Origin of the sequence: Paenibacillus typhae (assembly GCF_900099765.1) — a bacterium.
Taxonomy (GTDB): domain Bacteria; phylum Bacillota; class Bacilli; order Paenibacillales; family Paenibacillaceae; genus Paenibacillus_AQ; species Paenibacillus_AQ typhae.
On the sequence record NZ_FNDX01000020.1, the window covers coordinates 56,808 to 73,559 of the forward strand.

At 49.6% G+C, this 16,752-nt stretch carries 11 protein-coding genes; all 11 read left to right on the forward strand.

Annotated elements, in window-relative coordinates; all coding sequences use genetic code 11:
• Positions 1-30 precede the first annotated feature (30 nt).
• The 11 genes from BLR64_RS16960 to BLR64_RS17010 all read left to right on the forward strand — a co-directional run bounded on the left by BLR64_RS16960 (position 31) and on the right by BLR64_RS17010 (position 16,750).
• Entirely contained in the window at positions 31-1,977 is a 1,947-nt protein-coding gene (locus tag BLR64_RS16960) for an alpha-L-arabinofuranosidase C-terminal domain-containing protein (RefSeq protein WP_090715932.1), read from the forward strand.
• A 354-nt stretch (positions 1,978-2,331) separates the two neighbouring features.
• Positions 2,332-3,291 carry an ABC transporter permease gene (locus BLR64_RS16965; protein ID WP_415841095.1) on the forward strand — a complete coding sequence of 320 codons (960 nt, stop codon included), beginning with the start codon at positions 2,332-2,334 and terminating at the stop codon, positions 3,289-3,291.
• Between the two features lie 18 nt (positions 3,292-3,309).
• Entirely contained in the window at positions 3,310-4,188 is an 879-nt protein-coding gene (locus BLR64_RS16970) for a carbohydrate ABC transporter permease (RefSeq protein WP_090715936.1), read from the forward strand.
• A 95-nt stretch (positions 4,189-4,283) separates the two neighbouring features.
• Entirely contained in the window at positions 4,284-5,987 is a 1,704-nt protein-coding gene (locus BLR64_RS16975; protein ID WP_090715938.1) for an extracellular solute-binding protein, read from the forward strand.
• A gap of 60 nt (positions 5,988-6,047) precedes the next feature.
• Complete coding sequence (locus BLR64_RS16980) at positions 6,048-7,760, forward strand: sensor histidine kinase (RefSeq protein ID WP_139172008.1); 1,713 nt, start codon at positions 6,048-6,050, stop codon at positions 7,758-7,760.
• Between the two features lie 22 nt (positions 7,761-7,782).
• Positions 7,783-9,342 (forward strand): response regulator, encoded by a 1,560-nt coding sequence (locus BLR64_RS16985; RefSeq protein ID WP_244157743.1) that lies wholly within the window; start codon positions 7,783-7,785, stop codon positions 9,340-9,342.
• A gap of 219 nt (positions 9,343-9,561) precedes the next feature.
• Entirely contained in the window at positions 9,562-11,133 is a 1,572-nt protein-coding gene (locus BLR64_RS16990) for a response regulator transcription factor (protein WP_139172010.1), read from the forward strand.
• Between the two features lie 28 nt (positions 11,134-11,161).
• Positions 11,162-12,928 (forward strand): sensor histidine kinase, encoded by a 1,767-nt coding sequence (locus BLR64_RS16995; protein WP_341833388.1) that lies wholly within the window; start codon positions 11,162-11,164, stop codon positions 12,926-12,928.
• Between the two features lie 110 nt (positions 12,929-13,038).
• A complete protein-coding gene (locus BLR64_RS17000; protein WP_090715982.1) occupies positions 13,039-14,739 on the forward strand; it encodes a type 2 periplasmic-binding domain-containing protein in 1,701 nt (566 codons plus the stop codon).
• Positions 14,740-14,836: 97 nt separating this feature from the next.
• Positions 14,837-15,811 carry an ABC transporter permease gene (locus BLR64_RS17005; protein ID WP_090715947.1) on the forward strand — a complete coding sequence of 325 codons (975 nt, stop codon included), beginning with the start codon at positions 14,837-14,839 and terminating at the stop codon, positions 15,809-15,811.
• 21 nt (positions 15,812-15,832) lie between these two features.
• Positions 15,833-16,750, forward strand: coding sequence for a carbohydrate ABC transporter permease (locus BLR64_RS17010; RefSeq protein ID WP_415841092.1), 918 nt, complete (start codon positions 15,833-15,835; stop codon positions 16,748-16,750).
• The last annotated feature ends 2 nt before the right edge of the window (positions 16,751-16,752 follow it).

Sequence of the window (16,752 nt, forward strand, 5' to 3'; positions counted from 1 at the left end):
CGTACTAATCCATAAGCGAGGTTCCTATATATGAAAATACAAATTACAGACAAGCCCGGTGCACCGATTTCAAAGGGGATGATCGGGCTCTTCTTTGAGGATATAAATTACGGTCTGGACGGCGGGCTGCATGCCGAAATGATAGAGAACCGGTCCTTCGAGTTCATGGAAGCGAGAGGCGATAAGGGTAACTTCAGCGAAACCTATGACGGCCTTTATGGCTGGAGCGCTTATCCCGCACGGGCAGGCGGTGCAAGGCTGCAGATTCAAACGGTGCATCCCCAGAATGAGATCAACCCCCATTACCTGGAGTTTACTGCCGCAGAAGCCGGGAACGCTTTTACAAATAAGGCCTACGATGGAGTCTCACTGAAGCCGGGAGTCCAGTATCAGGTGTCTTTCTATGCAAGAACAGAGGGATATGCAGGCGGAATTGAAATCTCTGTGGAAAAGAACAACAAGGTTATGGCACAGGCTGCCATTGCCCCGGCGGTAAGCGGAGAATGGACACGCTATACGGCGCAGCTCAGCTGCAGTGAGCCTGTCTCTTATGGAGAATTCGTCATCAGGCTGGATGCTCCAGGAACGGTGTACTTTGATTTCATATCCATGCTTCCCTCAGATGCTGTGCTGGGTTTATTCCGCCGGGATCTGGTCGAATTACTGGAGGAGATGAAACCCGGTTTTCTGCGGTTTCCGGGAGGGTGTATTGTAGAAGGATATTCCCTGGAGAACCGGTACCAGTGGAAACGGAGTGTGGGCGCCGCTGAGCAGCGCAAGAATAACAGCAGCCGCTGGGCCATGCACGGGAATAATGAGGAGAATCAGTACACCAGCGAGTACAGCCACTATAATCAGAGCCTGGGAATAGGCTTTTATGAGTACTTTCTCTTATGCGAATATTTGGGTGCGCGGCCGATTCCGGTGCTGAATGTCGGGCTGGCCTGCCAGTTCCAGTCAACAGAGCATGTGGGTGTAGATGAAGCTGCTTTTCAGGAATATATTCAGGATGCACTGGATCTGCTGGAATTTGCCAATGGGACGGCGGATTCGGAATGGGGCCGGCTCCGCATGGAGATGGGCCACCCTGAGCCGTTCGGATTGGAGATGATCGGGATTGGCAATGAACAGTGGGAGTGCGAGCACGCAGATTTCTTCACAAGATACGAGCTGTTCGAGCAGGCGATTCATGCACAATACCCTTCCGTACAGCTCATTGGTTCCGCCGGTCCGGATATCAGCTCTGTACATTATAGCCAGGCGTGGGAATATTACCGCAAACGGACCGAGGACAACCCGAATTTCGTATATGCCGTTGATGAGCATTATTATGTGAAGCCCGAATGGCTGTGCAGTAATGTTCATTTTTACGATCACTATCCCAGAGATATCAGGGTGTTTGCCGGGGAATATGCGGGTCACTATGGTAATGGGATGAACGCGCCGCACTTTAACAGCTGGGGGGCAGCACTCGCTGAAGCCGCATTCCTGACCGGAATCGAGCGGAATGCCGATATAGTGGTGCTTGCCTCCTATGCCCCATTGTTTGCCAGACTGGGCTACGCCCAGTGGTCTCCGGACATGATCTGGTTCGACGGGGAGAGCAGCTACGGAACGCCAAGTTATTATGTGCAGCAAATGTACAGTACGCTTATGGGGACGAAGCTGCTGCAGACCGTAAATGAGAAGGAAGAGATCCCGTTCACGGTGTCGTATAACGAAGCGGAGCAGGTGATCTATGTGAAGCTGGTTAATACGTTGGAGCGTACAGTTCAGGTGGAGCTGAAGACGGAGATGACCTTGACCGGACGCGGGGAGGTGTATGTTATGCAGGGACAGGAAGAAGAAGTGAACTCCATTCAGACACCGCGTAACATTGCCCCTCATTGCGCTCCGCTTGAGACCGCCAACCCGTTGATGTATGAATTGGGGCCCAAGTCGTTTCATGTGCTGAAAATGGATTATCGAAGAACGTGAGCTGACGCAGAAGCTCGCGGGCTAGGCTGCAGGGAGTGCACTCTTTTATCAAAATTGTGCGGAAGATGTATTGGCTTGTTCAGTTGAAACAGATCGGCCGCCGTTATAGTGAACAGGTGTATAGCATGTATCAGTAAATCTATCGGCAAAGAATATGCATTCATAAGGCAGCGGTTCTCCGACATTGGGGAACCGCTGCTCTCCGTTACGGGACGTATACCCGTAGTTATCAAATTGTTATCTATGTTCTGTATTTATCATGTATCTGCCATGCTCCACTAGTTATGATTAATCTATAAACAAAGTAAACGGATACAACGTTGACCAGCAAAGGGGAGCAGAAGCATGAAAAACTTGGTTACGCCCGCCAGCGTAAAAGGCGAAAAACTGGATATAAATGCGGGGAAGCCCCGCAAGAGATCCAAGTGGAGATCCACGATCAGTCTTGATCTGATGGTTCTGCCGGCTTTGATCTTAACCTTGATATTCGCCTATATTCCGATGACGGGCCTGGCGATTGCCTTCAAAAATTATAAGCCGGGATTAGGATTCAGCGGGTCTAAATGGGTGGGTCTGGAGCATTTTGAATACCTGTTCAGTATCCCGGAGAACGTTCAGATTATCTGGAACACGCTGATTATTGCCGGACTCAAGATGATCGCCGGGCTGATCGTTCCCTTCTTGTTCGCGCTGCTGTTGAATGAGATCAGAAAAATGGCGTTTAAGAAAACGGTCCAAACCATCGTCTATATGCCTCACTTTCTGTCATGGGTTATCCTGGGCGGTATCCTGTCAGACCTGCTGGCGAGAGACGGGGGCTTGATCAATCAGGTACTGGTAAGTGTGTTTGGAATCCAGCCGATCTTTTTCCTGGGTGACGGGAACTGGTTCAGATTTGTTGTGGTTGTAAGTGATGTGTGGAAAGAGTTCGGCTTCAACACCATCGTCTTCCTGGCTTCTCTGGCGGGAATTAATCCGGCTCTCTATGAAGCCGCTGAAGTGGATGGAGCAGGGCGCTGGCAGCAGACACTTGCCATTACGATGCCGGCCATGCTGCCGATTACCATCGTGGTTGGAACGCTGGCTCTTGGAAACGTTCTTAATGGAGGATTTGACCAGATCTTCAACCTCTATAACGCACTTGTATTCGACAAAGGCGATATTATCGATACATTTGTCTACAGACTTGGCATTGTGGACGGTAAGTTCAGCTTCTCTACAGCGGTCGGACTGTTCAAATCCGTTGTCAGCTTTGTGCTGATTGTATCGGCTTACCGCATCTCCTACAAATTTGCTAACTACCGTATTTTCTAGAATGGAGGCCAACGTGGCATGTATCATAAAACAAAATCGTACCGTATTTTTACCGTGTTCAACTATATCTTCATGATTGCTATCTCAGCATTGTGCGTGATTCCGCTCATTCATGTCCTTGCTGTATCGTTCAGCGGGAAGTCGGCAGCCAACGCCAATCTGGTAGGCCTGTGGCCGGTAGATTTCACACTGGACGCCTATACCAAGACCGTAGCCAATGAGAATTTCACCCGTTCCATCTGGGTGACGCTGCAGCGTACAGTGCTGGGAACTGCGTTTAGCATGGGGGTAGTCATTCTTGCAGCCTATGCGCTGTCCAAAGAGAACGCCCGGTTCAGACGCCGGAATATGTATATCTGGCTTCTGGTATTCACGATGCTGTTCAGCGGCGGACTGGTTCCGATGTACATTCTGATTCAGAAGCTGCATTTGATGAATTCGATATGGGTTCTGATTCTTCCGGGTGCCGTCTCGGTTTGGAACATCATCCTGCTCCTCAACTTCTTCAGGGCGGTCCCCAAAGAGATGGAGGAGGCAGCCTTTATAGACGGTGCCGGTCATTTCAGAACACTGTTCAGTGTATATCTCCCGGTATCCATGCCGGCGATTGCCACGCTGTCGCTGTTTACGATCGTCGGTCACTGGAACTCCTGGTTCGACGGTCTGCTCTATATGACAGATCACCGCAACTATCCGCTCGCTACCTTCCTGCAGTCGGTCATTGTCCAGCAGGACTTCAGCAAGGTGACAGTACGTCCAGAAGATCTTGAGAACATCTCGCAAAGAACGGTCAAAGCGGCCCAGATCTTCATCGGAATGGCGCCGATTCTCATCGTCTATCCATTCCTGCAGCGATTCTTTGTAAAGGGAATTGTCCTCGGGGCGGTTAAAGAATAGCTGCCCTTCCTATGAAGGGGGTGATGCACGCGCTGAAAAAAGATTGACTCAGGAACTTAATATGCTTAAATTTTATTTAAAGGGGTGCAAGATTAATGATAAAGAAAATGAAATTCTCTGCTATGGCCGTGTTATCCACAGCCATGCTGGCCGGCCTGCTGACAGGCTGCGGCGGCAATGCTGACAAGGAGAATGCAGGCGGAGAAGACAAGCCGGCAGCTGGTGAAGACTCGATGTATTCAGCTCCCTTCGAGAATGGTAAATATACAACACCTGTTACTATTACAACTGTATTTCCGATTGCAAGCAGCCTGAAATTTAAGAATGGCGAGAATATCGAGAATAACGTGCATACCAAATGGGCCAAGGATACGCTGGGTATTGATATTAAGTATCTCTGGACCGTAAGCGACCAGAATAATGCCTATGAAACCAAGCTGCGGCTGATGCTCACTTCAGGGGAAAAAATGCCGGATATCATCTCTTTCCGGGGCAGTCCTTCCCTCATTTCCGATCTGATTGATAGCGGCCAATTCACGGATGCCGGCGAGCTATTCGACAAATATGCCTCCGATGTATATAAGCAGGCGATGGCGGAAGAGCCGAGCGTATGGAACCCTTACATGAGAGATGGCAAACGTATGGGCATCCCGATTCTCGAAAACGCCTACAATAATGACCCGGTGATGTACATTAGAGAAGACTGGCTGAAGAAGCTGAATCTCAAGGCGCCGACCAATCTCGCTGAGCTGGAGACCGTGCTTGATGCCTTCACGAATCAGGACCCTGACGGCAATGGCAAGAAGGATACCACGGGACTCGCTGTAGGCTTCAAAAATAACCTGAATACATGGATGTCTGAAGCCGGATGGATCTTTGGTATGTTCGGCGCAATGCCTAACCAGTGGAACAAGACGGCGGATAATACGCTGGCCTACGGTTCTGTGCAGCCTGAGATGAAGCAGGGGCTGGCGACAATGCAGAAATGGATGAAGGAAGGATATATTTCCTCCGAATCGGGTCTGTATGACGAGAACAAAGCGACAGAAGCGTTCACAGCAGGCAAATCGGGAATTATTGTCGGTCCTTACTGGATGACAGGCTGGCCTCTTCCGGATCTCCAGAAGAACGTTCCGGATGCCGAGTATAAGGCTTATCCGCTTCCGGCAGGCCCGGACGGCAAGGTGGGCAGACACGGCACGAAGATCGCCTCCGGTGCTGTTCTGATCAACAAGGATATGGAGCATAAAGACGCCTTCTTCGTCTATCAGAATTATCTGTTTGACAACTGGGCCAATCCGGAGAGCACAACATTCGTAGACGGCTTCGCCAAGGGCTACGACTATGATATCGCTCCGGACGGAACCGTTCTCAAAGAGCAGGACAGTGATAAGATTCCGGGCGGCTGGGTCGATGCAATCCGTTATACCCTGACTTATGACGGAGCGATTATTCCGAATCTGATGATGAATACGCTGGCCAAGCTGGCAGGCGGGGCAGAGCCGTCCAATCAATATGAGAAGAATCTGTCCGAGCGGATTCCTGAACAGATCAAAGCGGCCAAGATTATCATCGACCAGAAGGACAGCGTAATGCCTGAGATGTTCACAGGTACGCCTACAGAAACCCAGCTATCCCGCGGGGATATGCTTGAGAAGCTGGAGAAAGAAGTGCTGAACAAAATTATTTATGACAAAGCGCCGGTGGACGAATTCGATACCTTTGTAGAGAAATGGAAAACTACAGGCGGCGACAAAGTGACCGAAGAGGTCAATGAGTGGTATCAATCCATTCAGTAGTACCAGAAAAAGGAGAGAAGGGCGGCCCCTAAGGCCGTCCTTTCATTCGGAGGAGCCAATGTGAAATATCGCCTATCCATCTTTCAGTGGTTGTCTTTAGTCCTGATGCTGATGCTCCTGATTATTGTGGGGGCTTTTTGGATCATATACAGACTGAACGTTAAGGACATCCAGAGTGAGCTGAGAAAAAATAAAATGTACGAGGTTGAATTTATGACCTCCCAGCTATCCACGCAGTTTGAACAGGTGCTGACAAATACCATTATTTTGTCACAGGACCAGTCTGTGCGTGGATATCCGTATATTCTGAAGTTCGGGGATCAGTATGCCAAGTATGAGATGAAGCTGACTATCATTGATAAGCTGGCCTTGAACGCAGCCTCCACTACCTGGAAGAATACTGTTATTCTGTATTATGAGGATGAGAAAGAGACGGTATCCTCGGATTCGTCCTTCTCCTTTAGTTCCTTTATGCCCCCGCAGCAGGGTCTCAACCGCTGGATTCTGCACATGGATAAGGACGGTAAAGGGTATTACTCCAATGTTATGCGCAGTCATATCAGCTCGCTGCTGATTGAAGTGCGGATTTCTCTGGAGAATCTTGTGAAGATGATGGGGCAATATGTATCCGGCACGCCGATTCTGTATGATGCCTCACAGAAGGTTTTTATTCAGACCGGGGCAGAATTTCCGGAAGAGCTGTTGCAGTACATGCTCCCCCGGATCAACGGGGAGAGCGGTACCATCTCCGTTAATGAGAAACATGCAGAGTACCTGATTAACTACATGAAGTCGGACATGCTGGATTTGTATTTCATTGATGCCTATCCCAAACGCCAGTACATTGAACCGATTAACCGCAACAACAGGCTGTTTCTCTTCGCTGTACTGGTTGTGCTGGTGGGCATTATGTTCTACACGCTGCTGCTCCGCAGACAGGTACAGAAGCCCGTTATTACGCTGCGCAAGGCCATTGACAGGTTTGACAGGGGAGACTTCTCGAGCCGTGCCGTTGATCTGCAGGTTAATGAGTTCAGGGTGCTGGGCAATTCGTTCAACCGCATGGCAGAGAACACCCAGAAACTGATTGAACAGGTCTTGCTGGGAGAGATTGAAGTCAAGGAAGCGAAGCTGAAGCAGTATCAGGCACAGATCAATCCGCATTTTCTATATAACTGTTTGAATTTCATCCAGAGCAAGGCCAGCATTGAGGACTATCAGGCTGTGACTGCTATGACGCTTCATTTAGGCTCGTACTGCCGGTATATTAACAAAATTGAACAGCTGGATTCCACCCTTCAGGATGAATTGGATTTTGTGGAGCATTACCTTCATATGGTGCATCTCCGCAAAAAAGAGATTATCTTCGAGATTGACGTTACGGCAGAGGCGGGCAGATACCGCCTGCCGAGGATGATTCTCCAGCCGCTGGTGGAGAATTGCATTAAGCATGGAATTGAACCGAGCTTAAGGCCTGGAGTTATCTCCATTACAGCGAAAGAGGAGGATTCATACCTTCTGATCACAGTGAAGGATAACGGAACCGGAATGAACGAGGACAAGCTGGGTGCGATCCGCCGTCATATTGATGAGAACATGATCAGTAATGAGCAGCTTGGGACCGGGCTGAGGAATGTGAATCAGCGGCTGAGGCTGTACTTCGGCAAGCATTCCGGGTTATCCCTGGATTCCGCCCCGTCTCAAGGAACCTGTTACCGGATACGAATCGAAAAGGAGGAAGAAGCCTATTCTGCAAATACTGCTGGTAGATGATGAACAATATGTAGTAGATGATCTGGAGCTTGCTTTTCCCTGGCAGGAATTCGGAATTGATAAAGTATATAAAGCCTATTCTGGAGCCCAAGCCCTGCTGCTGATTGAGCAGGTCCCGGTGGATATTGTCATTACAGACATTGCGATGCCGGGGATGAACGGGCTTGAACTGGTAAAACAGGTGAAGCGCACCCACAGGAGGATAAAGTGTATCCTTCTTACCGGTTATGCAGAGTTTGAATATGCCCGGGAAGCCCTTCAACACGGGGTAGTCGAGTATCTGGTCAAGCCGCTGGATCATCAGAAGCTGCGCGCTGCACTGGAGAGCACGATCAGGACGATTCAGACAGAGCTTGACAGAACCGCCTCCTATCAACAGGCGCTGCTTGCCTTCAAGGAGCATCTTCCGGCGCTGAAGGACAAGCTCCTGCTTGAACTGATTCAAGGCAAAACCTACCCGCAGGAGCGGCTAAAGGATAAGCTGGACGGATATCAGCTGAACTTTCAGATGCAGGACCGTGTTTTCCTGTTCCTGATCCGTCTGGAGGAGCATTTCACGAATTTCGGGCTGGAAAGCCAGCTACTCTTTGAATATGCGGTTACGAATATAGCCCTTGAGCTGCTGGGCGAGGGGTTTAAGGTATGGCACTGCCGGGATGCCTATGAGAATCTGGTGTTTCTCGTTAAGAGCATTGAAGGGGATACTGTGGACCCGGAAATCATATTAAAGCAGCTGACCCATAACACCCACCAGCTGCACAGCAGTGTGAACGAATATCTGAATGGCGGCATTTCAGTAATACTGTCGTACCCTGGGGAATTTCCACTGCATATACGCTCCATGTATGAGGATTCCCTGTCTGCGCTCAGACAGCAGGTGGGCAATGACAAGGGCTATTTCATCTCCCTGACGGATAAGCATAAGGGCTCACCTGTACAGCCGCTTAAGGATCTGTATGCTTCTCCGACACTGATGCATTTGCTGGAGACCGGCCAGTGGCAGGGCTACAAAGAAAGACTGCAGCAGATGAAAGAGTTCAGCAACAGCCTGCCTGCTTATAATGAAGAATATATTGAAGAAATCCGCAGCATGATCCTGGGCTCTTTTCATTACATTGCCCATAAGAATCATACCCTGTTATCCGATCTGGTTGGACGGGAGCTCCTGGATAAAACGCTCTTCCGTTCAATATCCCAACTGATCAGCTGGGGGGAGACATTGGTGGATACGCTGCAGGTCAAGCTCGAACGCGACACCCGAAATAACCGGATGGACATCATCAAAGAGATACAGAGCTGTATTGCGGCCAATCTGGCGGAAGCAAGCCAGCAATTCGTAGCGGACTCCGTCTCGCTCCATCCTGCATACGTATCCAAACTGTTCAAGCAGGTGAGCGGAGTCAGCATCAGCGAATATATTCTTAATATGAAGATGGAGCAGGCCGTAGAGAATCTGCGTAATTCCGATATGAAAATCTACGAAATCTCGGAGCAGCTCGGCTACGCCAACAGCCAATATTTCATAAAAGTGTTCAAGGAACAATTCGGAATGACCCCTCAGGATTATAGGGGGAAATTGTAAGGCTGCAGCTGTCGCGGTATTGCGCCGGTTCTCTGTACGGAGGATCGGCGCTTTTTTACTTTTACAATAAAGCTCTAGTCAACCCGTACAAATTATAGTCCTTTCCCTGAAAAGTATAGATATTACCCTCTTTTTGATAAAGACTCTGGTCATGGAAGCATGCTTGAGGTTAGCATAAAAGAAAGACAACTCCACTATACCCGAAGAGAGGTGCTGGCCATGTTTACTGCGCTTATTGTTGACGATGAATTGTTTGTGCGCAAGGGATTGATCAAAATGATTGACTGGGAGCGCAGCGGTTATGTGGTGACCGGAGAGGCCGACAACGGGGAGGATGCGCTGGCTATGATCCGCGAGCACAAACCCGATCTGGTGGTTACGGACATCCGGATGCCGGTTATCGACGGGATTGGCCTGATTCGTGCCGCTGTGCTTGAAAAGCTGGATACAGAGTTTATTATTGTCAGCGGATATAATGAGTTCGAGTATGCCCGGCAGGCCCTGCGCTACGGTGCTTTTGATTATGTGCTCAAGCCGATTGACCAGGAGGACTTCGAGAAGACGCTCGGCAAGCTTAAGGAGCGGCTGGAGGAAAAGGAACGGCACAAGGCCCGTACCCGGGTTGGGCTGGACCAGAGCCTGGTTGAAGCGCTGATCCGGGGAGAGGAGGATGTGCTGGACGATCCTGCCTGGAAGACTCCATGGGAAGGTGAAGCTGTGCTGACATTCACCTACGCCCTGCTTGAGTGGAATGATGTCCTCCCCTGGAACGGTCATGTACTGCCGGCCAAGGATACGCTGCGCAAGGCCATCCGCGAGGCTGTACATACAGCCTCGGGAACGGTGTTTGAGCCTGTACTGTATGAGCATCACCAGACGTACGGCCTGCTCGTGCCTGATCTGTATGCCCGTTCCTTCGGCGGGGATGTCAGCGCGTTTCTAACGGAGCTTGCCGGTCTGATCCGCACAGCCTTTTCCTGTCCGTTCCGTATTTACGCCGGGCCTGGTGTTCCTTCATTAAAAGATATAAAGCACTCCTATCTCGGAGCCAAGGAAGTCCAGCAGCACAAATATCTCATGCCGGTGCAGTCTGTCATTGCGTATGAGGATATTTCGGGCAGAACGCTGAATTACCGGCATTTGGAGGATGAAATGTACCGTAAGCTGATTGATGCGGTAGAAGAGAACGATCCGGAGATGCTGGCTGAACAAATAAACCATCTGTTCCAATTCATGCAGGAAAAAAGCTTCTCGCCGGAGGCGATGAAGGCGGCAGTTACCCAATGTGTGCTGGGCATCCTGAAATCGATCCAGACCCTGGAGGGTGACGAAAAGGAACTGATTTATCTGGAGGCGGCGGTAGGCTGGTATGACCGGAACATCACGCTGGGTGAAATTACGCGCATCTTTACGCTATTTGCCCATGAAGCGGCCGGACTTCTGGGGCAGCTCAGCCAGAACCAGTGCAAGGGCGGTATCCAGAAGATCAAATGCTACGTCGATCAGCATTACCATGAATCCATTACGTTAAAGGAGATCGCTGCCCGGTTTTATATGAATTCTGCCTATCTGGGCCAGCTTTTCAAGAAAACCTACGGAAGCTATTTCAATGAATATCTGCAGCAGCTACGCATAACGGAAGCCAAGCGCCTGCTCCGGCAAAGCGATTTGCGGATCTATGAAATTGCCCAGAAGATCGGATTCAGCAACGCTGATTATTTTGTTACCCAGTTTGAAAAGCTGGAGCAAATGACACCGACCGAGTACCGGAACCGCATTATCAGCCGGTAAGCCGAGTGAGGAGGAGGAGGGGAAGAAAGTGGACAGGCTGCTCAATCATATAAAGATGCGCAACAAAATGCTGTTGATCTATTTCCTGTGCGTGTTTATTCCAATCGTGCTTACAAATCTGCTGTTCTACAATACGATTACAGAGAATGTACGAAATCAGCGGATTCGTGATATCGACCGGACTATCGAGCAGATCAACAACGATTTCCGTGAGCAGGTTGATAATGCGGTAGGATTGTCTTCCTTTTTTTATGCCGATTTAAGCACGAATGAAATTCTGGACCGGGACTTTGCGAATGCGGCCGATTATCTGGAGGTTTACGACTCGTATTTACGGCGCATGCTGAACAACTATACCCCGCTATCCTTCTCATTGCAGAATGTGACGATTTATGTAGATAATGATACCTTATTACACTCGGGAAATATCGGCTACCTGTCGGATGAATTGAGAGAGGAGCCTTGGTACAGGCAGGCTTTGGCCAATGACACCTCCCATCCGATCTTTACCCGGACCGAAAGCGAGAGCGGCCGGTTTCAAGAATTCTCGCTGATCCGGAAGATGGATTACTACTCTGGAAGGCTGAACAAGGAGAAGGTCGTCAAAATCGATTTCAAGACCATCGACATCGGCGAAATCTTTAATAATCTGAATATGCAGGGGGCTGTCTATCTGCTGAATCCCTCAGGAGACATCGAGTATACCACTGATTCCTCCATCGACTGGAAGAAGTCAGACAAGACAGCCTTCAGTACGATCCGCTCCAGCGACCGGATCAAATTCACAAGCCGGTACAGCGGAGTAAGCTATCTGGAAGGCTGGAGTATCGTCGGAACGGTGGACGAGAACGAAGTGATCCGGGAGGTGAGGAAATCCCGTGACTTCATTCTTATATCCGCCTGTCTGATGATGATTCTCCCTACCCTCGTTATTGTCATTATCACCCGGTCCTTCAATGTCCGCATTGTCAAAATCCTGAAACAAATGAAGAAGGTGCGCAGCCAAAATTTCGAGGTGATTCCGGTTACTGACTTCCGGGATGAGATCGGCCAGCTCAGTCTGGGCTTCAACCGGATGATTCTGCAGATCAAATCCCTGATAGATGATGTATACATAGCCGAGATCCAGAAGAAATCACTGGAGCTGGAGCGCAGCAAGGCGCAGCTTAATGCGCTGCAAAGCCAGATCAATCCGCATTTTCTGTTCAATGCGCTGGAGACAATCCGCATGCGCAGTCTTCTGAAGGACGAGAACGAAACAGCGGCCATGATTCACAGCATGGCGAAGATTTTCCGCAGCTCGCTCACCTGGAACAAAGATATGATTACAGTCCGGGAAGAGCTGGAATTTATCATCTGCTTCCTCGATATCCAGAAATACCGTTTCGAGGACCGCATTGACTATTCGCTTGATGTACAGCCGGAGGCCTATGCCTGCAAGCTGCCGAAGATGCTGTTTCTGCCTTTTGTGGAGAATGCCAGCATTCACGGCCTTGAGCCGTTAAAACAGGGCGGACAAATTCATATTGCCATCACTATGAAAGACCGGAATCTGATTTTTAAAATCAGGGATAACGGGACGGGGATGAACGAGAGGCAAATCGGCAAGCTGTACAGTTACCTTGAAACCAATGAAATCATGGGCGAACGGATCGGGATTCAAAATGTAATCTACCGCGCCAAATTGATCTACGGTGCAGGGTTCCATTTTTTGATATACAGCGCTCCCGGGCAGGGAACAGAGATCGAACTGCGTATTCCCCGGTTACCCGATCCAGGCGGAAAGGAACAATAATTTCTACAGTACTGTCTATATTCTTGAGGGTAATCAGGAAATGTAATCGCTTTTATAATAGAGAAGCAAGGAATTGATAACGAGGGGGAAAGACTTTGAAAACACTAAAAATGCTTCGTCTTAGTCTTGCAATGCTACTGCTGTCATCTTTGGCAACAGCCTGTTCCGGCAATAACGCGAACAATGCCGGTGCGGAAACAAACAGCAAACCCGATTCAACGAACAGTGCGAATGCCGGCACTGAGGAAGTCAAGATGGATAAGGTTACTTATACGATCTTTAACGGCGTTGCCGGCTCGAAGGATGGCAACACCAACGAGACGACGATCGGCAAAATGCTGGAGGATCAGACAGGCACCAACTTCAAGCTGGAGTTTCTCGTCGGTGACCTGAATACCAAAATCGGAACCATGATTGCCGCTAACGAATATCCGGATGTACTGATTCCCGACGCGGCTATTGAAGAGGTATTGAACGCAGGCGCGTTTATTCCGCTCGACGATCTGATCGAGAAGTACGGACCGAACATCAAGCGCGTGTACGGCGACGACCTTGACCAGATGCGTTCCGCAGACGGCAAATTGTATTTCCTGCCGATGTCCGCCCAGGTCGGCGATTTTGTACCGGACCCCGAGCCGACAGCCGCATTCTGGGTACAGCGCCGGGTGCTGGAAGAAGCAGGATATCCAAAGATCAAGACGCTGGACCAGTACATGGAACTGATTGAGAATTATGCGGCGAAGCATAAGGATGAAGGACTGACCGGCATGGTGTCGCTTACCCATGACTGGAGATTTTTTGCCACCGCCAACCCGCCGATGCATCTGCTGGGATATCCGAATGACGGTAACGTGATGGTGGACCCGGCTACACTCGAGGCTACAACCTACTCCGGATCAGACGGAGCCAAGCAATGGCTGCAGGCTCTAAATACGCTTAATTCGAAGGGGATGTTTGACAAAGCGTCCTTCGTCGATAACTACGATCAATATATTGCCAAGCTGACCTCCCATAAGGTGCTCGGGTTCTTCGATTACCGCTGGCAGGTGCAGACCGCGCTGAATGTTCTGAAGGATGCGGCCCGGAAGGACCCGTCGCTTGACGGCTACAACTACTTCCCGCTGCCGGTTACCTTTGACGAAAGTATAGCCGATGCTTATGTTGACGGTCCTGGCGGCCTGGTTACCAACCGCGGGGTCGGTATTACCGTCAGCGCCAAAAATCCGGAGCGGATCATCCAGTATTTTGACAACATGCTGAAGGAAGAAAATCAGATCCTTATCACATGGGGGATCAAAGGCGAAACCTATGAAGTCAATGAAGAAGGCCGCTACTACCGGACTCAGGAGCAGATCAACAAAATTGATGAGGCCTTTAACGAGAAATTCGGCTTTAAGTATTACAGCTGGAACTGGCCAAGCTATGGCAACAACTCGACGCTCTCTGACGGCAATGCCAGAGGCGTAGGTTATCAGCCGGAAGTATTCCAGATGAGCCTTACCGATAAGGATAAAGAGATCCTGGGCAAATATGACGCTCAGACCTATACCCAAATGTTCGCCAAGCCTATTGATCGTCCGTGGTATCCGGCATGGGGCTTCGTGAAGGAGCAGAATTCACCGGAATTGATGTGGGAGACCAATAAAGATGAGCTGACCAAAAAATATTATCCGAAGCTGGTCCTGTCCTCCCCGGATAAATTCGATTCCATCTGGAGCGATTTCCAGAAGGAATGGGGCAAGCTGGACACAGCCGGCTATGAAAAATGGACAACCGAGCAAGTGAAGAAGAAAGTGGATATGGGCAAATAAAGCAAGTAAATGAGATGAAGGGCGGCCGGAGCGTTGGTATGGCTATGGCTGCCCTTTTTCCTCGGTAATCCGCACAGGGGCTGGAGGAGATAATGAGATGAATACAAAAACGATACTGGCAACACCTGAAATAAAGACTGACCAGAAGCCTGCAGGTCTTCGGCTGTTTCTGACCAAACTGGTGAAGCAGCGGGTACTGGTATTTATGTCGGTTCCTTTTTTGATCTGGCTGTTTATATTTAAATACCTGCCGCTGTGGGGCTGGACAATCGCTTTCCAGGATTACCGGCCGGCGCTCGGCTTCTGGGATCAGAAATGGATCGGCTTTTCGCACTTCAAATTTTTGTTTGGTGATGAACGGTTCCTCCGGGTGCTTCGAAATACGCTCGCCATGAGCTCGATTAATCTTATTCTGGGTTTTTTGACCGCCATAGTGCTGGCATTATTATTGAATGAAATCCGTCAGGTTGCCTTTAAGCGCATCGTACAGACGGTCAGCTATTTACCCCACTTTATTTCCTGGGTGGTGGCGGCAAGCATTATTCAAACCACCTTGTCCCCGGACGGTATTATCAATCAGCTGCTGATCTGGGCAGGGTTCATTGACAAGGGGCAGGAATTTTTGTTTCTCGGAATTCCGCATTTTTTCTGGGGAATCTTCGGGGCAAGCTCGGTCTGGAAGGATATCGGCTGGAATACGATTGTGTATCTGGCGGCCATGACCACCATCGATCCGTCGCAGTATGAAGCCGCAGAAATGGATGGTGCAGGACGGTTCAAGCGGATGTTCTACATCACGCTGCCGGGCATTAAAAGTGTTGTCGTCGTATTGCTTATAATGAACATCGGCTATCTGCTGGAATCGGGATTTGAACCGCAATATTTGCTGGGGAACGGCATGAATGTAGACTATTCGGAGAATATCGATATTTTCGTGCTGAAATACGGGATTGCCCAAAGCAACTTCTCTCTTTCCATCGCAGCCGGCATGTTTAAGACGATCGTCAGCTTTATTCTGCTGTTCGTGGCGAATTCCGTTGCCAAACGCGCTGGCGAGTCCAGGCTGTTCTAGACGAAGAAGGAGGGAATCGAAGTGGAGAAAAGAAACCGGATTCGGACATCCAGGGGCGATAGAGTATTCGAGATTTGCAACTTTATCTTTATGATTCTGCTGATGATCGTTACACTCTATCCGTTCATTAATATACTTGCTGTTTCTTTAAATGATGCGCAGGATTCGATCAAGGGCGGGATATACCTGTTCCCGCGCGCTTTAACCCTGGATAATTATCAGTATGTATTTAAAGAAGCAACCATTTTCCATGCCACCCTGATTTCTATACTGCGCACAGTGATTGGTACAGTTGTTACGGTACTGGGTTCAGCCATGGTGGCGTACACAATCAGCCGGCAGGATTATGTGCTGCGCAAATTCATTACAATTGCCTTTATTCTGACAATGTACTTTAACGGCGGATTGATTCCAAACTACCTTCTGATGCGCGATATGAATCTCGTCGGCAGCTTCTGGGTCTACATCCTGCCGGGCCTTATCGGTGTATTTAATCTGATCATTATCCGCTCCTTTATAGAAAATTTGCCGGAGAGCATTCTCGAATCCGGGAAAATCGACGGAGCCGGCGATTTCAAAACCTTTATCAGTATCGTGCTTCCGCTAACCATGCCTGTACTGGCTACCGTAGCTTTATTCTCCGGGGTCTATCAGTGGAATTCATGGTTTGACGTGTTCCTGTACAATTCGTCGAAGATCAACCTGAGTACACTGCAGTACGAGCTGCAGAAGATTCTGCAAAATTCCACGGCCACCGCGGGTACCTCCAGCATGGACGGCATGATCAACGGAGCGAACGGTTCGCAGCAGGGTGCGGTTACGCCATTGTCGATCCGGGCCACGATGACGATCGTCGCTTCGGTGCCGATCATTATGGTCTATCCGTTCCTGCAGAAATATTTCGTCAAGGGCATGATGGTCGGCGGTGTAAAGGGCTGACG